The 20,361-nt window shown below is 72.4% G+C and carries 3 protein-coding genes; 2 read left to right on the plus strand and 1 reads right to left on the minus strand.

From position 1 onward, the window contains the following. Positions 1-7 precede the first annotated feature (7 nt). Entirely contained in the window at positions 8-17,959 is a 17,952-nt protein-coding gene (locus FXO23_RS38125) for a type I polyketide synthase (protein WP_158891513.1), read from the minus strand. 514 nt (positions 17,960-18,473) lie between these two features. Between FXO23_RS38125 and dpgA the strand changes: the two genes are divergently transcribed. Beyond that, on the plus strand, positions 18,474-19,604 hold the full coding sequence (gene dpgA, locus FXO23_RS38130) for a 3,5-dihydroxyphenylacetyl-CoA synthase DpgA (protein ID WP_246258269.1): 1,131 nt from the start codon (positions 18,474-18,476) through the stop codon (positions 19,602-19,604). A gap of 27 nt (positions 19,605-19,631) precedes the next feature. Beyond that, positions 19,632-20,354 (plus strand): enoyl-CoA-hydratase DpgB, encoded by a 723-nt coding sequence (gene dpgB, locus FXO23_RS38135; RefSeq protein WP_158891517.1) that lies wholly within the window; start codon positions 19,632-19,634, stop codon positions 20,352-20,354. The last annotated feature ends 7 nt before the right edge of the window (positions 20,355-20,361 follow it).

Here is a 20,361-nt window from a genome sequence, read left to right on the forward strand (position 1 = left end):
TTCTCCGTCATGAGTCGAGACTTTCCCGAGCCATGCGGACCAGGCTCGTGACATCCAGGTCGTCGATCAGGTCGGTCTCGCCGTCCACGGCCGCACCGTTCGTGCCGCGCCCGAGTCCCAGCAGTTCATCCAGGAGCCCGGCCTCTTCCAGCCGTGCGAGCGGGATGGTGGCCAGGAGGGCGCGGATCTCGGTTTCCCGCGGGTCCGCCGCGGTGCCGTCCCCGAGTTCCCGGACGAGTTGCTCGCGCAGATGCGCGGAAAGCGCGACCGGGGTCGGGTAGTCGAAGATCAACGTCGGTGGGAGCCGGACGCCGAGGCGGGACGCGAGCTGGTTGCGCAGTTCGACCGCGGTGAGCGAGTCGAAGCCCAGCTCCAGGAATCCTCGCTCCACCTCGACGGTGTCCGAAGGGCCGTAGCCGAGGATCTCGGCGACGTGTGCGCAGACTGCTTCCAGGACGATCCGCTCCCGCTCCGGGCCACTCGCCCCGGCCAGCCGCGAAACGAGTGCGGAGGCTCCGGAATCGGCTTCGGCCGCCGCGTCGGCGGCGGCTTCCGCGCGGCCCGCCGGAGCCACTCGCTCCAGCAGCGGGCTGGGCCGGGTCGAGGTGAACGCCGGGACGAAGCCCGCCCAGTCCACATTGGTCACCAGCAGGGTGGAGTCGCCGTGGTCCAGCGCCCGCCCGAGCGCGGCGACCGCCCGTTCCGGCGCCATCGGGCGCAACCCGTTGCGGCGCAGGCGGGACTGGTCGACTCCCTCGAGCCGCGCCATGCCCTCGCCTTCCCACCAGCCCCACGACACCGAGGTGGCCGGGAGTCCCTCGGCCCGGCGCCGCTCGGCCAGCGCGTCCAGGAAGGCGTTCGCCGCCGCGTAGTTGCCCTGTCCGGGGCTGCCGACCGCACCGGCCATCGCGGAGTAGAGGACGAACGCGAACAGGTCCAGGTGCCGGGTCAGCTCGTGCAGGTGCAGCGCCGCGTCGACCTTCGGCCGCATCACCTCGGCGATCCGGTCCGGGGTGAGCGATTCGAGAATCCCGTCCGCGACCACCCCCGCGGTGTGCACGACCGCGGTGAGCGGGCAGTCGGCGGGCACCGAGTCCAGCAGGGTGGCCACGCTGTCCCGATCGGACATGTCGCACGCCACCACGGACACCCGCACGCCGAGCCCGGTGAGTTCGGCCGCCAGTTCGCTCGCACCCGGTGCGTCCGGTCCCCGGCGGCTGGTCAGCAGCAGGTGCTCCGCCCCGGCGGCGGCCAGCCAGCGGGCGACGTGCCCGCCCAGCGCGCCGGTTCCCCCGGTCACCAGGACCGTGCCGCTCGGTTTCCACTCGCCCGCGGGTCCCGCGTCGTCGAGCGGCGCGGGCGCCACGCGCCGGGTCAGGATCGCGTGGTCCCGGATGGCGAGCTGGTCCTCGTCCCCGGCTTCGGTCAGCACCCGGACGAGCTGGGCCTGGTTCCGTTCGGCGGGTGTGTCCGGCAGGTCGACCAGGCCGCCCCAGCGAGTCGGGTACTCCAGGGCCGCGACCCGGCCCAGGCCCCACAGCTGGGCCTGCCTCAAACCGGTGACGGTCTCGCCGGGGGACACCGACACCGCGCGCCGGGTGGCGCACCACAGGGGTGCCTCCAACCCGGCATCGCCCAGTGCCTGCACCAGGAGCACGGTCAGCCAGAGGCCGCGCGACGCCGAGGGGTGTTCGGGATGGGCGCGTTCGTCCAAGCCCAGCAAGGAGAACACCCCGGTGACCGCTTCGTCGCCGACCGCCGCGCGGAGGCGCTCGGCGACCTCGCCCCGGTCACCCGCGACGTCCACCTCGGCGGTGACCACTTCGGCACCGCCCCGCGCCAGTATTTCGGCCGAACCCGACACCCACTCGTTGTCCACGAGTCCGCTTGGGGTCACCACGAGCCACCGTCCGGACAACGCGGCGGGCGCACCGGCGGCCAGCGGTTGCCAGATCATCCGATACCGCCACGAGTCCACTCCGGATGGTCCCGTCGACGACCGCGGGGCGTCGAGCCAGTAGCGCCGCCGCTGGAACGCGTAGGTGGGCAGTTCCACGCGCCGAGCGTCCGCACCGGCGAAGACCGCTGCCCAGTCCGGCGCCACACCCTGGGTGTGCAACCGCGCCACCGCGGCGAACAGCGAATGCGCCTCCGGCCGTTCCCGGCGGAGCGCCTGGACGGCGACCACGTCGTCGAGGCAGTCGCGGACCATGGCCGTGGACACCCCGTCCGGCCCCAGCTCCAAGAAAGTGCCGACGCCTTGTGCGGCCAGTTCCCGGACGCCGTCGGCGAACCGGACCGCCCGCCGGACATGACGCACCCAGTACTCGGCGGAAGCGATCTCGTCGGAGACCACCCGGCCGGTCAGGTTGGACACGATCGGGATCTCGGGCACGTGGTAGCTCAGCTTTTCGGCGACGAGCGCGAACTCGTCGAGCATCGGGTCCATCCGCGGGGAGTGGAAGGCGTGGCTCACCCGCAACCACCGGGTCTTGAACCCGTCGGCCGCCAGGCGCTCGGCCAGTTCGAGCACGACCTCCTCGTCGCCGGAGAGCACGGTCGAGGCGGGACCGTTGACGGCGGCGATGCCGACCCGGTCTTCGCGGCCGCGCAGCAGCAGGAGCACGTGTTCTTCGGCTGCCTGGACCGAGACCATCGCACCGCCGGGCGGCAGCGCCTGCATCAACCGGCCCCGGGCGGCGACCAGCGCCACGGCGTCCTCAAGATCGAGCACCCCCGCCACATGCGCCGCGGTCACCTCGCCGATGGAGTGGCCGAGGACGAAGTCCGGCGCCAGGCCCCAGTGCGTGACGAGCCGGAACAAGGCCACCTCGACCGCGAACAACCCGGCCTGGGTGTAGACGGTCTGGTCCAGCAACGCGGACTCGTCGTCGGCGAACACCACGTCCCGGATGCTCCGGTCCACAGATCCCGCCAACTGCGTGTCCAGCCGGGCGCACACGTGATCGAACGCCTCGGCGAACACCGGATGGGCGCGGTACAGCTCGCGGCCCATGCCCACCCGCTGGGAACCCTGTCCGGAGAACACGAACGCGGACTTGACGTTCTCCCGCGCCACGCCGCGCATCACGCCCGAAGCGATCCGGTCCTCCGCGATCGCGTCCAGTCCCCGCGACAGCTCTTCCCGGTCGGCGGCGACGATCACCGCCCGGTGTTCGAGGGCCGAGCGGGTCGTCGCCAGCGAGTAGGCGAGATCGACGAGTTCGGTGTCCGGCCGGGAGGCCAGGTGTTCGGTCAGCCGCCGCGCCTGGTCGCGCAGGGCGGCGGCACTGCGGCCGGACAGGACCACCGGCCACGGCCCGGGTTCCACGGTCCGCTCGGCGACACCGTCCGCGCTCGCGGGCGCCTGTTCCAGGATCGCGTGCGCGTTGGTGCCGCTGATCCCGAAGGACGAGATCCCCGCCCGCCGGGGCCGCCCGGTATCCGGCCACGGCACCGGTTCGCTCAGCAGCCGGACGTCCCCGGCGGTCCAGTCCACATGCGACGAAGGCTGTTCGACGTGCAGCGTCCGCGGCAGGATTCCGTGCCGCAACGCGAGCACCATCTTGATCACCCCGGCGACCCCGGCGGCGCCCAGGGTGTGGCCGATGTTCGACTTCACCGAACCCAGCCACAGCGGCCCGTTCCCGTTCCGTTCCCGGCCGTACGTGGCCAGCAGCGCCTGCGCCTCGATCGGGTCGCCCAGGCTCGTCCCGGTTCCGTGCGCCTCCACCGCATCGACGTCCGATGTGGACAGTCCGGCACTGGCCAGCGCCTGCCGGATCGCCCGTTGCTGGGACGGGCCGTTCGGCGCGGTCAAGCCGTTACTGGCGCCGTCCTGGTTGACCGCGGACCCGCGGAGCACCGCGAGCACCGGGTGACCGTTGCGGCGCGCGTCGGACAGCCGCTCCAGCAAAAGGATTCCGGCGCCCTCGGCCATACCGAAACCGTCCGCCCGCTCGGAGAACGCCTTGCAGCGACCGTCGGGGGCCAGGCCCCGCTGCCGGCTGGCGGCGATGAAAGTCTGCGGTGTGGCGAGCACGGTGACCCCACCGGCGAGCGCCAGGGAGCATTCCCCCGCACGCAGCGCCTGGGCCGCCAGGTGCAAGGCAACGAGCGACGACGAGCAGGCGGTGTCGACGGTCATCGCCGGGCCCTCGAGGCCGAGGGTGTAGGAGACCCGGCCGGACAGCACGCTCGCGCCGGTGCTGGTGACCAGGTAGCCCTGGTCCGCCTCGGGCACGTTCGCCGCGAGCGCCGCGTAGTCCTGGCCGCTGGTCCCCGCGAATATCCCGGTCCGGCTGCCGCGCAGCGAGGCCGCGTCGATCCCGGCCCGTTCCAGCACCTCCCAGGAGACCTCGAGCAGCAGCCGCTGTTGCGGATCCATCGCGGCGGCCTCGCGCGGGCTGATCCCGAAGAACCCCGCGTCGAACTCGGCGGCGTCGTGGAGGAAACCGCCTTCCCGGGTGTAGCTCGTACCGGGCACGTCCGGATCGGGGTCGTACAACGCGTCGAGATCCCAGCCGCGGTCGGTCGGCAGCCCGGAAATGGCGTCCCGGCCGGAATCCAGCAGCCGCCACAGGTCCTCCGGCGAGCGCACGCCGCCGGGGTAGCGGCAGCTCATGGCGACGATCGCGATCGGCTCGTCCGCGTCGGCCACCGCGTTCTCCTGGGCGACGGCCGGTGCCCGTTGGCCGAGCAGTTCGGTTCGGAGGTACTCCCCCACGGCGGTCGGTGTCGGATGGTCGAACACGAGCGTGGCCGGGAGGCGCAGCCCGGCCGCGTTCTGCAGCCGGTTGCGGAACTCGACGGCGGTCAGCGAATCGAACCCGAGTTCCCGGAACGCCCGCCGCGGGCCGATCGTGTCCGCGTCGGTGTGGCCGAGCACGGTCGCGGCGGTCGTGCGCACGAGCTCGAGCAGAACCTCGTCCCGCTCGGATTCGGGCAGGCTCGCGAGTTTCGCCGCGAGCGAGGAGTCCGCGGATCCGGCGTTCGCGCCCGCCCTCCGCACCGGGACACGGACCAGGCCGCGGAGCAGAGCGGGCAACGCACCCGCTTTCGCCTGCCCGCGCAGGGCCGCCAGGTCCAGCCGGGTCGGGACCAGGACGGCCTCGTCCCGCGCCAGAGCGGCGTCGAACAGCGCGAGACCCTGTTCGATCGAGATCTCCCGGGTACCGGACCGGGCCAGTCGCGCCAGGTCACCGTCCTCGAGCTGCCGGGCGGACTCGCTGCGTTCCGCCCACAGGCCCCAAGCCAGCGACATCGCCGGTTTTCCGTGCGCGCGGCGGTACTGCGCCAGCGCGTCCAGGAAGGCGTTGCCCGCGGCGTAGTTGCCCTGTCCCGCGGAGCCGAACGTGGCCGCCCCGGAGGAGAACAGCACGAACGCCGTCAGTTCGGTGTCCGCGGTGAGTTCGTGCAGATTGAGGGCGCCGTCCACCTTAGGCCGCAGCACCGCGTCCACCTGCTCGCCGGTGAGCGAGCCGAGGACACCGTCGTCGATGACGCCCGCGGCGTGCACGACCGCGGTCAGCGGATGCTCCGCGGGAACATCCGCCAGCACCGTGGCCAGCGTGTCGCGGTCCGCGGTGTCGCAGGCGGCGAACGTGACCGAGGCGCCCAGTTCGGCGAGACGTGCGGCCAGTTCCCCGGCCCCGGGGGACCGTTCGCCGCGGCGGCTGGTCAGCAGGAGCCGCCGCATCCCGTGCGCGTTCACCAGGTGTTCGGCCACCCGCCTGCCCAGCGCGCCGGTTCCGCCGGTGATCAGAACCGTGCCCTCCGGGGCGAACCGCGGCGAGGCCGGTTCCGCCGCGGGTGCGACCCGGACGAGGCGGGGAACGCGGAGGATCCCCGCGCGAACGGCGACCTGCGGTTCGCCGGAGGCGACGGCGGCCGGGACCAGGTGACCGGACGCCTCGTGAGCGTCGAGGTCCACCAGGATGAGCCGGTCCGGGTTCTCGGACTGCGCCGAGCGCATCAGGCCCCAGCTGGGGGCCTGCGCCAGGTCCGGCGCGCCGTCGCCATTACCGGTGCTCACCGCACCAGAGGTCAGCACGACAAGGCGAGCGGCGGCGAACCGCTCGTCGGCCAACCAGGTTTGCAGGACTTCGAGCATCCGGCGGGTGCCTGCCCGGGCCGCCGGAGCGAGCTCCCCGTCGGCGGCCGGGTAGGGCACCACCACGTAGTCGGGAACGGGAGCGCCCGCCCCGATCGCCTCGCGCAGCGAACCCAGGTCCGGGTAGTCCTCACCGAGCACCACCCACCGCCCGGTCCGTTCCGCGACCCCGGTCGCGAGTTCGGCCCAGTCGATCCGGAACAGCGCGTCCCCGGGGGTGGCCGGAACGGCGTCGGCCCAGTCGATCGGCCGTACCTCGACGGCGCTCGCCGACAGCACCGGGGCGCCGGTCACGTCGGCGGCGGCCAGCGCCACTGTGTCCGATGTGGACATACGCAGTCCGATCCGCAGCCGGTCGGCCCCGGTGGCGTGCAGGCGCACGTCCCGCCACCGCGCGGCGAACGGGGGCTCCGCGGCCGGCCGGAGCAGGCGGCACCCGTGCAGCGCCGCGTCCAGCAGCGCGGGATGCAGTCCGAACTCGCCCGCGTCGGAAGCCAGTTCCTCGGGCAGGTCCAGTTCGGCGAACAGCTCGTCCCCGCGCCGCCAGACCGCGCGGACCGCCTGGAACGCGGGCCCGTACTCCTGGTCGTCGTAGAACTCGCCGACCGGCACCGCGGTCGCCCCCTCCGGGGGCCAGGCGGTGAGGTCGACCGGCTCCGCCGCGTCGCCGACGACCAGCACGCCGGTGGCGTGCCGGGTCCACGGCTCGTCCTCCGCCGCGTTCTCGGGCCGGGCGTGGACGGCGACCACGCGCCGCCCGGTCTCGTCCGGGCCGCCGACCGTGAGCTGGAGCCGGACCGCGCCGCCCTCGGGCAGCACGAGCGGGGTCTCGGCGGCCAGTTCGGCGAGCCGGTCGCACCCGACCTGGTCACCCGCGCGGAACGCCAGCTCGACGAACACCGCCGGGGGCACCAGGGTCCGCCCGGCCACGACGCAATCGGCGAGCCACGGGTGGGAATGCGCGGAAAGGCGTGCGGTGAACAGGAACCCGCCCACCTCGGGCAGCGCCACGGCCGCGCCGAGCAGGGGATGATCGGCCGGGCCGAGACCGGCCGACGTGACGTCTCCGGTGGCCGCGGGAGTATCCAGCCAGAACCGCTCGCGCTGGAACGCGTAGGTCGGCAGCTCGACCGGCTTCGGATCGGCGGTGAAGACCGCGCTCCAGTCCACCGCGATCCCGTGGACGTGCGCTTCCGCGAGCGAGGTGAGGAACCGGTCCGGCCCGCCCTCGCCGCGGCGGAGAGTGCCGACGACCGCGGCGCTGTCCACGGTCTCCTGCACGGCCGCCTGCAGCACGGGGTGCGGGCTCGGTTCCAGGAACGCGGTGTGCCCGTCGGCGGTGAGCGCGCGGACGGTCCGCTCGAACAGCACCGGTTCGCGCGCGTTGCGGTACCAGTACCCGGCGTCCAGTTCGGCCGTGTCGACCGGGCCGCCGGTCACCGTGGAATAGAAGGGAATCTCGGCGGTCCGGGGCGCGACCGGGGCCAACTCGGCCAGCAGCCGCTCGCGCAGCGCCTCGATCTGCGCGGTGTGTCCGGCCGCGTCCGCGCCCCGGATTCGGCGGGCACGAATCTCCTGCTCCGCGAGCTCGGCCATCAGCTCATCGAGGGCCGCGGCCTCCCCGGCCACGGCGAGCGACGCGGGCCCGTTGACCGCGGCGATGGCCAGCCGGTCGCCCCATTTCGCCAGCCGCGGTTCGAGTTCCTCCGCGGGCAGCGACACCGACACCACGCCCCCGCGCCCGGAGAGTTCCTCGTCGATCAGGCGTGACCGCAAGGCGACCACCCGGGCGGCGTCCGACAGGGACAGCGCACCGGCCACGCAGGCCGCGGCCACCTCGCCCTGCGAATGGCCGACGACCGCGGCGGGCCGCACGCCGAAGGAGCGCCACAGCTCCGCCAGCGACACCATCACCGAGAACAGCACCGGCTGCACCACGCGCAGGCGGTCCAGGGTCGGCGCGCCCGGTTCAGCTCGCAGGACGGCGAGGACCGAGAAGTCCACGAAGGGGGCGAGTGCCTCGTCGCACTGGCGCAGCCGGTCGGCGAACACCGGCCAGGCGTCCATCAGGCCGACGGCCATCTCGGGCCATTGCGAACCCTGGCCGGGGAAGACGAAGGCGACCTTGCCGGGCACGGCCAGTCCCTGCGTCACGTTCGGGGCGGAGGTCCCGGTCCCGAGCGCGGCCAGTCCGGTCAGCAGCTCTTCGCGGCTCCGGCCGAGCACGGCCGCCCGGTGGGGATGTGCGGATCGGGTCGTGGCCAGGGCGAAGCCGAGGTCGGTCAACCGCTGCCCGGGGTGGTTCGCGACGTGCTCGGCCAGCCGCTCGGCCTGTGCCCGCAGCGCGGTTTCGCTTCGGCCGCTCACCACGAACGGCAGGACGGCGGGAAGCTCCTCGGGCTCGGACCGCTCGGCCGTCGCCGACGACGGCGGTTGTTCGAGGATGACGTGGGCGTTGGTGCCGCTGATCCCGAAGGAGGAGACCCCGGCGCGCCGGGGGTGTCCGTTCGCCGTCCAGTCCTGAGCCTCGGCCAGCACCCGGACGTCACCCGCGGTCCAGTCCACGTGCGGGGACGGCGCGTCGACGTGCAGCGTTCGCGGCAGCGTCCCGTGCCGCATGGCCATCACCATCTTGATCACCCCGGCCAGCCCGGCGGCGGCCTGGGTGTGCCCGAGGTTCGACTTGACCGAACCGAGCCACAGTGGACGGTCCCGGTCCTGGCCGTAGGTGGCGAGCACGGCGTGCGCTTCGATCGGATCGCCCAGCGCGGTTCCGGTGCCGTGCGCCTCGACCGCGTCGACGTCCGATGTGGACAGTCCCGCACTGGCCAGCGCCTGCCGGATCACCCGTTCCTGGGACGGGCCGTGCGGTGCGGTGAGCCCATTGCTCGCACCGTCGGAGTTGACCGCAGACCCGCGCACGACGGCCAGGACCGGATGCCCGTGGCGCTTGGCGTCGGAAAGCCGTTCCACCAGGAGCATCCCGACGCCCTCGGACATTCCGGTGCCGTCGGCCGCCGCGGCGAACGCCTTGCACCGCCCGTCCGTGGCGAGGACCCGCTGCCGGCTGAACGTGACGAACGGTTCGGGGGTGGAGATCACCGACGCCGCACCGACCAGGGCCATCGAGCATTCGCCGCCGCGCAGCGCGTGGCACGCCTGGTGCAGCGCCACCAGCGAGGCGGAACAGGCCGTGTCGACGGTGACCGCGGGTCCCTCGAAGCCGAAGGTGTAGGCCAGCCGCCCGGAGAACACGCTGCCCGCCGTACCGGTCGCCTTGTACCCCTCGAGATCCGCGGGGGCGCCCGCGAGCAGGGAGCCGTAGTCCTGGCCGTGCGTTCCGGCGAACACGCCGACCGGTTCGCCGCGCAGGGACGCCGGGTCGATGCCCGCCCGTTCGAATACCTCCCACGCGGTCTCCAGGAGCAGCCGTTGCTGGGGATCCATGGCGAGGGCTTCGCGGGGGTTGATCCCGAAGAACCGGGCGTCGAACTCGACGAGGCCATCGATGAACCCGCCCTCACGGAGGTAGGTCTTCCCGGCGCGTTCGGGATCGGCGTCGAAGAGCCGTTCCAGGTCCCATCCGCGGTCCGCGGGCATCGGCCCGATCGCGTCGACCTCGTCGGCGACCACCCGCCACAGTTCTTCCGGTGAAGTCACACCGCCCGGGAACCGGCAGCTCATCGCCACGATCACGATCGGGTCGTCCGAGCTGACCCGGGTGGCCTTCGCCGGTGCGACGGTCTTCCCGGGGGTGCCCAGCAGTTCCGCCGCCAGATGATCGGCGAGTACACCAGGCGTCGGGTAGTTGAAGATCAGCGTGGGCGAAAGGCGCAGCCCGGTCACGCCGCCCAGCCGGTTGCGCAGTTCCACCGCGGTCAGCGAGTCGAACCCGAGTTCCTTGAACGATCGGCCCGGATCGACCTCGGCGCTCGAAGCGTGCCCCAGGACCGTCGCGGCGTGGGTGCGGACCAGGTCGAGGAGGGCGCCGCCGCGGTCCTCCTCCGGGAGGGCGGCCAGCCGTCGCGCCAGGGTGGCGTCCCCGTCGCGGGCACCGGTCTCGGCGGCGCGCCGCGGCCGGGTTCGCACGAGACCGCGGAACAGCTCGGGCAGCGGTTCCAGTGTGGACAAGGCCCCGGTGTCCAACCGCACCGGCACGAGCGCGGCTTCCGCACGGCCGAGGGCGGCGTCGAACAGGCCCAGCGCCTCGTCGGCGGACAATGCTTTCGTGCCACCGCGGGCCATCCGGGCGAGGTCGGTCTCCGCCAGGCGACCGCCCATTCCGGCGGCCTCGGCCCACAACCCCCAAGCCAGCGAGACGGCTTGCTTTCCCCGGGCGCGGCGATGCCGCGCGAGCGCGTCGAGGAACGCGTTGGCCGCCGCGTATCCGGCCTGGCCGGGTGCGCCGAAGGTGGTGGCCGCCGAGGAGAACAACACGAAGGCCGCGAGGTTTTCCTCCCGGGTCAGCTCGTGCAGGTTCCACGCGCCGTCCAGCTTCGGCCGCAGGACGTGGTCGAGCTGCTCGGTGGTCAGGGATTCGATCACGGCGTCGTCGACCACGCCCGCGGTGTGCACCACGGCGGTCAGCGGGTGCTCGCCGGGGACCCGCGCGAGTGCCCGGGACAGCGCCTCGCGGTCGGCCACATCGCAGGCGACGAAGGTGACGTTCGCGCCCAGTCCGGTGAGTTCGTCGAGGAGTTCGGCCGCTCCCGCCGCCTCCGCGCCCCGGCGGGACAGCAACACCAGGTGCCGGATTCCGTGCGACACCACCAGATGCCGTGCCACGAGCCGGCCCAGCCCGCCGGTCGCCCCGGTGACCAGGACCGACCCTTCGGTGTCCAGGCGCGTGGGTTCCGCGTCGGTCGCGAACGCGCGCGCCAGCCTCGGCACGAGCACGCGACCCGAGCGCACCGCGACCTGGGGTTCGGCCGCCGCGAGCGCCGCCGGCAACGCCCAGGACGAGCCCTCCTCGCCGTCCAGGTCCACCAGCACGAACCGGCCGGGGTGTTCGGACTGCGCGGACCGCACGAGTCCCCACACCGGGGCGTGCACGAGATCCGGACCGCCGTCACCGGAAAGCACCGCGTCCCGGGTCACCACGACGAGCCGGGAGTCACCGAACCGCGAGTCGGCGAGCCAGGACCGCAGCAGGGACGACACCTCCGCCAGCAGGTCCCGCACCGGTTCCGCGACGCCGGTCTGCCCAGAGCCGCAGGTCACCACCACGGCCTCGGGCACCGGTTCGCCCCAGTCGACCGCCTCCGCGAGCGCTTCCAGATCCGCGTAGGCGCCGGACACTTCACCGGAAGCGGCCAGCCAGGCGTGCAGCCGCGGTTCGTCCTCGCCCAGGACCGCCCACCGGATCGGCTCGGGCCGCGCGTCCGCCACGGGAGTCCAGTCCACTCGGTACAGCGAGTCCGGCCGCGCGGCCCGCAGCTGTTCCGCCGAAGCGGGCCGTACCGCGAGGGAGTCCACCGAAACAACCGGGGTGCCGGTCTCGTCGGCGGCCAGCAGGGAAACCGCGTCCGGGCCCGCCGGGGTCAGCCGGACCCGGAGTGCCGCGGCGCCGGTGGCGTGCAACGTGACGCCGCTCCAGACGAAGGCGAGTCGCCGCTCCCCCGATCCGGCCGCGCCGAGTTCCATGCCCTGCACCGCGGCGTCGAGTGCGGCGGGGTGGATCCCGAACCGGGTCGCCTCCGCCTGCTGCTCCTCGGTCAGGCGAACCTCGGTGTAGATCTCCTCGCCCCGCCGCCAAGCGGCCCGCAGGCCCTGGAACGCGGGCCCGTAGTCCAGCCCCGATTCGGCCAGGCGGTCGTACAGTTCGGTGACCTCGAGCGCCTCCGCACCGGCGGGCGGCCAGTCCGCCAGCTCATCCGGGTCCGCCTGGTCACCGGGCGCCAGCGTGCCGACGGCGTGCCGCGTCCACGGGTCACGCGCCGCCGCGTCGCCCGGCCGCGAATGGATGCTCACCGTCCTGCCGTCGCCGCCCACGATCACCTGCAACTGGGCGTCGCGCTCGGAAAGCACCAGCGGCGCTTCCAAGGTCAGCTCGCCGAGCCGGTGGCACCCGATCTCCTGCCCCGCGCGCAGGGCCAGCTCGACGAACGCCGAACCCGGCACGATGGTCGCGTCGAGCACCACGTGATCGGCCAGCCACGCCTGGGTGCGCGTGGACAACCGGCCGGTCAGCACCAGCCCGTCGCCTTCGGCGAGGCTCACCGCGGCGCCGAGCAGCGGATGGACCGGCGCCGCCAGACCCAGCCCGGTCACGTCGCGCGCGCCGGTGGCGGCCTCCAGCCAGAACCGGCGTCGCTGGAACGCGTAGGTCGGCAGGTCGACCCGGCGGGCATCCCGTCCGGCGAACACCGCATCCCAGTCGACTGCCGGTCCCCGGGCGTGCAGTTCGCCGAGCGACCGCAGAAACCGGTCGAGTCCGGGCTCGTCCCGCCGCAGGGTGCCGAGCACCACGCCGTCGTGCACCGTTTCCTCGATGCTCATGGTCAGCACCGGATGCGGGCTCACCTCGACGAACGCCCGGTGTCCCTGCTCGGCCAGCCGCTCGATCGCGGCGCCGAACCGCACGGTTTCGCGCAGGTTCCGGTACCAGTACCCGGCGTTGGTCCCCGCCTGGTCGAGCCAGTCGCCGGACACGGTCGAGAAGAACGGAATCGACGGCCGCAGCGCCACCACCGGTTCGAGGGCCTCGGCCAGCCGTTCGCGCAGGTCCTCTACCTGAGCGGAATGCGAGGCGTAGTCCACCGGAATCGTCTTGGCCCGGATGTCCTCGCCCGCGCAGGCGGCGACCAGTTCCGCCAGGGCGCCCGGCTCGCCGGACACCACGGTCGACAGTGGACCGTTCACCGCGGCGACCGAGATCCGGCCATCCCAGCGGGCAACCCGCTCCCGGACCTCGTCGACCGGCAACCCCACCGAGACCATGCCGCCCCGGCCGGCCAGGGACTCGGCGATCAGCCGGGACCGCAGCACGACCACCCGAGCCGCGTCCTCGAGGGACAGCGCTCCCGCCACGTAGGCTGCGGCGATCTCGCCCTGGGAATGCCCCACCACCGCCGCGGGCTCGACCCCGTGGGAACGCCACAGCCGAGCCAGCGACACCAGCACGGCGAACAACACCGGCTGCACCACGTCCACCCGGTCGAGCGGGCCGCGCAGCGCGTCCGTCACCGACCAGTCCACAAGGGACTCCACAACCCCGGCGGATTCCGCCCACGCCTGGGCGAACACCGGCGAGGTGTCCAGCAGGTCCAGCGCCATCCCGGTCCACTGCGAACCCTGTCCGGGAAAGACGAAGACGGCCTGGCCCTCGACGTCGGCCACGCTCGTCGCGGCCGCACCGCGGGCGAGGGCGCGCAAGCCGCTCGACAGTTCGTCCCGGTCGGCGCCCACGACGACGGCCCGGTGTTCGAACCTCGCCCGGGTCGTCGCCAGGGAGTAGCCCACGTCCACCGGATCGAGCTCGCCGACCCGCGGCAGCAGGCGCTCTGCCTGCGCGCGCAGGGCCCGTTCGGTCCGGCCGGACAGCACCCACGGCACCGGACCGGCGGTCGCGCGGGCAGGCGCGGGTTCGGTGACCGGTGGGGGCTGTTCCACGATCACGTGCGCGTTGGTGCCGCTGACGCCGAATGAGGACACCCCGGCGCGGCGCGGACGATCGAGGCCCGGCCACGGGGTCGCCTCGGTGAGCAGTTCGACCGCTCCCGAAGACCAGTCCACATGCGGTGTCGGCGCGTCGACGTGCAGGGTTCGCGGCAGCAGCCCGTGCCGCATGGCCTCGACCATCTTGATCACCCCGGCCACCCCGGCGGCGGCCTGCACGTGCCCGATGTTCGATTTGACCGACCCCAGCAGGAGCGGGACCGCACGCTCCCGGCCGTAGGTGGCGAGCAGGGCGTTCGCTTCGATCGGGTCACCCAGGGTGGTCCCGGTCCCGTGCGCCTCGACGGCGTCCACATCGGACGGTTCGAGCCGGGCGTTGGCCAAGGCCTGGCGGATCACCCGTTCCTGGGAAGGACCGCTCGGCGCGGTCAGGCCGTTGCTGGCGCCGTCGGAGTTGATCGCGGAACCGCGGAGCACCGCGAGGACCGGATGACCGTGGCGCCGAGCGTCCGAGAGGCGTTCCACCAGCAACAGGCTCGCGCCCTCGCTCCACCCGGTGCCGTCGGCCGCCGCGGCGAACGATTTGCACCGGCCGTCGGCGGCCAGGCCCCGCTGGCGGCTGAATTCCACGAACACCGACGGGGTCGCCATCACGGCGACGCCGCCGGCCAACGCCAGCGAGCATTCGCCCGACCGCAACGCCTGCGCCGCCAGGTGCAACGCCACCAGCGACGACGAACACGCGGTGTCCACGGTGACCGCGGGACCTTCCAGCCCCAAGATGTACGCCACCCGCCCGGACACCACGCTGCCCGCGCCGCCGGTACCCAGGTAGCCCTCGACGCCTTCGGGTGGGGTGTCCAGCCGGGACGCGTAGTCGTGGAACATCACGCCCGCGAAGACACCGGTCCGGCTCCCGCGCACCCACGCCGGGTCGATGCCCGCCCGCTCGAACGCCTCCCAGGAAATCTCCAGCAGCAGCCGCTGCTGCGGGTCCATCGCCAGCGCCTCACGCGGCGAGATCCCGAAGAACTCGGGGTCGAAATCACCCGCGCCGTAAAGGAAACCGCCCTCACGCACATACGAGGTCCCGGGGTTGTCCGGGTCCGGGTCGAACAGTCCGGCCAGATCCCATCCCCGGTCCGCGGGGAACTCGGACACCGCGTCCACCCCGGCCGACACCAGGTCCCACAGTTCTTCCGGTGAGGTCACCCCACCCGGCAGGCGGCAGGCCATCGCCACGATCGCGATCGGTTCCCCGGAGTCGGCGACCTCGGCCGGAACCGACTCCACGTCACGAGTGCCCAGCAGTTCCGCGCGCAGGTGGTCGGCGAGCGCCGCCGGGGTCGGGCGGTCGAAGGCCACGGTCGCGGCCAGGGACAGGCCGGTGGCCGCGGCGAGCCGGTCGCGCAGGGCGACCGCGGAGCGCGAGTCGAAGCCGAGCTCTTTGAACGCCCGGCGCGCGGGGATCCGCCCCGGGTCGGGGTCGCCGAGGACGCTCGCGGTTTCGGTGCGCACCAGGTCGAGCAGCAGTTGGTCCCGTTCGGCGGCGGAGAGGCCGGACAGGCGGTTCCGCAGTGTGGTGGCCGCGCCGGGTCGCCGTTCGGTCGATCCACCGAACGCGCACAGGGCCTCCTCGTCGAGACGTGCCGCGAGGAGCACCGGCTCGCCGTCGCCCAACGCGAGGTCGAGCGCGGCGAGCCAGTCGGTGTCGTCCCCTGGACGTGCTCCCCGGGCGAGCGACACCGCGGGCAGGCCGTGCGCTCGCCGGTGGTGCGCGAGCGCGTCCAGGAAGGCATCGGCCGCGGCCTGGTCCGGGTCTTCTCCCGTCCCGAGGAGCGAATCGGCCGAGGAAAGCAGAACGAACGCCCGCAGTTCGGACTCCCGCGTCAGCTCGTGGAGTCGTCGCGCGCCTTCGACCCGGAGTTGCGGGTCCCCCTCCGCCGCATACACGACCGCGCGCAGCGGCTGCTTGCCGGAAATCTCCGTCAGCAGGTCCTCCAGCGCGGCGGGATCGGCTACCTCCGCGGAAACCACGCGGGCGCCGGTGAGCTGCCGGGCCACCACGCCGTCCCGGTCACCGACGACGAGGACCGTGCCCTCGTCGATGCCCGAGGCCGCTCGGGCGGTCGCCGCCCGTACGGGAACCAACCGGGGCGCGCGCAGCACGCCCGCGCGCAGTGCCAGCTGGGTTTCTCCGGACCGGATCGCGGTGACGATGTCGGCGGCGGAACCGTCCCCGGCGTCCAGCAGGGCCAGCCGCTCGGGATGTTCGGCCAGTGCCGCGCGCACCGCGCCCCACAGCGGCGCGTTCACCAGGTCGGTCACGTCCTCGCCCGCACCGGCGGAGATCGCGCCCCGGGTCACGAAGACCAGGCGCGCGCCGGTGTAGGCGTCCTCGGCGAGCCAGGCCCGCAGCAGTTCGCGAACCTCGTCCGCGTCTCCGCTCGCGGCGCCGACGCGCGGTGCCAGCACCACCTCCGGCACTACCGCACCGTCCGCGAGCGCATCCCGCAGCGCAGCAAGGTTTCCGTAGGTCTCAACGGCCACCTCCGTGTCGCGCAGCCCGAGGTCATCGGTGCCCAGCACCGCCCACCGGCCCGGTCGCTCCTCGGTCGCCGGGGCCGCGGCAACCGGCGCCCAGTCCACCCGGAACAAGGACTCGTGTGCCGAGTCGCGCACCAGATGCGGCCGCGCGGGCTCGTCCAGCAGCTTGCGCCGGGCCACCTTTCCCGATGCCGTCCGGGGAATCGCTTCGACCTCGTGGACCTCGGCCGGAACCTTGAAGTACGACAACCGTTCGCGGCATACCGCGACGATGCGCTCGGCATCGACGACACCGGCGATCTCGGGCACCACGTACGCGACCGGGACCTCGCCGAGCGCCTCGTCCGGCTTACCGGCGACGGCGACGTCCGCCACGCCGGGGACCGCGCGCACCACGTCCTCGACCTCGGCCGGGTGGATGTTCTCGCCGCCGCGGATGATCAGTTCCTTGATCCGCCCGGTGATGGTCAGGTAACCGAGCCCGTCGCGACGGGCCAGATCCCCGGTGCGGTACCAGCCGTCCCGCAGTGCGGAAGCCGTGGCCTCCGGCTGGTTGTGGTACCCGAGCATCACGTTCGGGCCGCGGACCCAGACCTCTCCCTCGTCGCCGGGCTCGGCGTCCTCGCCGGTGTCCGGCCGCACCACGCGCACCTTGAGCCCGGGGACCGGGAGACCGCACGAACCGGGGACCAGCGCACCGGTCGGCCGGCTCATCGTGATCGCGCCGCAGGTCTCGGTGCTGCCGTAGCTGTCCACCAGCCGGACCCCGAAGGTGTTCTCGAACGACTCGCTCAGCGTCGCCGAAGTGACCGCGCCGGTGACCATGCAGACCCGGAGCCCGTCCGCGTCCAGCCCTTCGGTGCGAGCCTGCTTCAGCAGGTCGTGGTACATCGTGGGAACGCCGACCAGGAAGGTGAACCGCTCTTCGTGCAGCACCCGCACCACGTCGTCGCCCGCGAAACCGTCCGCGATCCTCGCCGTGGCGCCCACCGCGACCACCCCGTGCAGGCACAGGATGTGGGCCAGGGAATGGGACATCGGCAACGGCCACAACAGGTGGTCCGCGGGCGACAGTCCGAGCAGCGGCGCGTAGCAGGCCGCCACCGACCACAGGCAGTTCTCCTGGGTCGAGAGGACTCCTTTGGGGTGGCCGGTGGTGCCCGAGGTGTAGAGCATCCAGGCCGCCTCGTCCAGCGGCAGGTCGTCGCGCGGCGGGGCCTCGGGATCCGTGGTCGCCAAGGTCTCGAAGGACAGCGCGTCCGAGCCGGGCCCCGTCGCGCCCGCCACGACGACGGTGAGGTCGGCGCGCTCGCCCGCCACCCCGCGCAGTTGCGCCAGATGCGCGTCATCGGTGATCACCACTCGCGCGCCGCTGTCCTGGAGGATGTGCTCGAGTTCGCGGTCGGAGGTCCGCGGATGGACCGGCACGCCCACCGTGGCGGCGCGGACCGCGGTCAGGTACCCCTCGACGACCTCGACGCTGTTGTTGAGCCAGATCAGCACCCGTGCGCCCCGCGGCACACCGGCATCGGCCAGGTGTCCGGCCAGCCGTGCGGTCCGGCGTTCCAACTCCGCGTAAGTCACGCCGCGGCGCGCGTCGGAGAAGGCAACCTTCTCACCTCGTCGCCCGGCATGCGCTCGAAGCAGATCGGGCAACGGCCGGATCAGCTCGGATCGCGCCATGAAGTCGCCTCCTGGTTTCGCTCATACACCGGCATGCTCGACTCCCGCGGCGGAAGAAAACCCGGCACGAATTACCTCGGCCTATTTTCGAACCCCAGCACGAAAATCAAAGCTCGCCATTGATCGACAGACAACGCTGTCGTCCCCACAGAAAAGCCCGAACCATGGTGAGTTCACCCAAGGAATCACGGCCAGCGTAACCAGGCCTCCTACTCAAGTACAACCCTGACCCCAGCTTAGGGATGACCCCGAAAACCGGCCCCACCAGCACCCCCTAGCCCCGTCCCGGCACCCCCTCCCCTACCCCTTATTCAGTTTTCCCAAGTCGAGACACCATCCCGTCGTTTCCCGACCCGACAAAGTACGGTAAACCTGAGAACTACCCGATGCTACTTGCGAATGAGCCAGAATCGCGCTTAGCATCCGGTCAGGTGCAAAGTCGCCCTTATCAGGGCCCGGCTTCCGGGCCGGACCGACAGTTTTCCTGGGGTCTTAAATGACACAAACGCAAGTTTTGGTCCCTGCTGTCTCCACCGACGACGGCGCGGTGAGCGCGGAACCGGCCGGGTCCGCGCCGAGAATCATCGGCGTCGGCACGGCCGTACCGGCATTTTCCTACTCGCAGGAAGAGCTGCTCGACGTGTTCCGCATCGAGGACCCGCGAGTGCGGTCGGTGTTCCTGAACAGCGCGATCGAACGTCGTTTCCTGAACCTGCCGCCCAAGCTGCCCGACGGCGCGCGGCGCATGGAGACCCAGGGGGAGTTGCTGGAGAAGCACCGCACCCACGGCATCGAGATGGGCGCGCGGGCCCTGCAGTCCTGCCTCAAGCAGGCCGAGGCCGACCTCGACGATGTCAGCTATCTGTGCTGCGTGACCTCGACCGGTTTCCTCACCCCGGGTTTCAGCGCGCTGGTGATCCGCGAACTGGGGCTGCGGCACGAGTGCAGCCGCCTCGACGTGGTCGGCATGGGCTGCAACGCGGGGCTCAACGGCCTCAGCGCGGTCGCCGGCTGGTCCCGGGCACATCCCGGCCGCTTGGCCGTGATGTTGTGCATCGAGGCGTGTTCGGCGGCCTATGTCTTCGACGGGACGATGCGCACGTCGGTGGTCAACAGCCTGTTCGGCGACGGCTCCTCGGCGGTGGCCGTCCTGGCCGATCCCGAGGACCGGCGCGAGGGACCCACGATCCTGAAGTTCGCCAGCTGCATCGTGCCCGAGGCGATCGACGCCATGCGGTACGACTGGGACGACAAAGAGGGCAAGTTCAGCTTCTTCCTCGACCAGGAGGTGCCCTACGTCGTCGGCGCGCACGCCGAGATCATCATCGATCGGCTGCTCGCCGGAACCGATCTGCGCCGCAGTGACATCTCGCACTGGATCATCCACTCCGGCGGCAAGAAGGTCATCGACTCGGTCATGGTCAACCTCAACCTCACCCGCCGCGATGTGCGGCACACCACGAGCGTGCTCCGGGACTACGGCAACCTGTCCAGCGGCTCGTTCCTGTTCTCCTACAGCGGTCTGGTGGACGAGGGCGTGGTGAACCCCGGTGACTACGGCGTGCTGATGACGATGGGGCCGGGTTCGACGATCGAGACGGCCCTCATTCAATGGCGGCCCGGTGACGAGTCGCGATCCCGGTGATTCCCGATCAGGAGATGAGTGACCCAGATGTCTTCGAATGACGTTCGTACCCGGCCGGCCGATCACGGGGCCATCCGTCTCGAGCTGACCGGCGGCGGTGCGCTGGCATCGTCGCTGGTCGTCAGCGTGAACGAGTTCTGCGACCAGGTGGAGGACGCGGTTTCCGGCGGAGACCGCCCCCTGGGCGTGGTGCTGATTTCCCCGGGCACCGGCCCGGAACCCGAAGAAGTCGGCATCCGGCTGGTGAACCGGTGGGAACGCGTGCTGCGCAGGGTCGAGCGGCTGGGCGCGGTGACCATCGCGGTGGTCGAGCGGGACTGCGCGGGCCCGGCGGTCGAACTGCTCCTCGCGACCGACTACCGGCTCGGGGCGGCGAACGCGAACCTGGCACTGCCGGTCGGCACGGGACAGTTCTGGCCGGGCATGGTCCTCCACCGCCTGGCCAACCAACTCGGCGTCTCCCGCACGCGGCAGTTGCTCCTGCGCTCGCCGGAGCTGCCCGCGGCACGCGCGGCCGAACTGGGCCTGCTCGACGAGATCACCGAGGACCTCGCCGGTTCACTCGCCGCTGCCGTGGAATCCTTCCGCACGGTCGACGGGCCGGAGTTCGCCGTCCGGCGGCGACTGCTGCTGGACGCGCCCACCACGACCTTCGAGGACGCGCTGGGCGTGCATCTCGCCGCCTGCGACCGATCCCTGCGCCGCGCCGCCAAGGACGTCGCGGATTCCGCCGCGATGGCAACGCTCTGAGGCCCCC

It is taken from the genome of Amycolatopsis anabasis, from assembly GCF_009765355.1.
Lineage (GTDB): Bacteria > Actinomycetota > Actinomycetes > Mycobacteriales > Pseudonocardiaceae > Amycolatopsis > Amycolatopsis anabasis.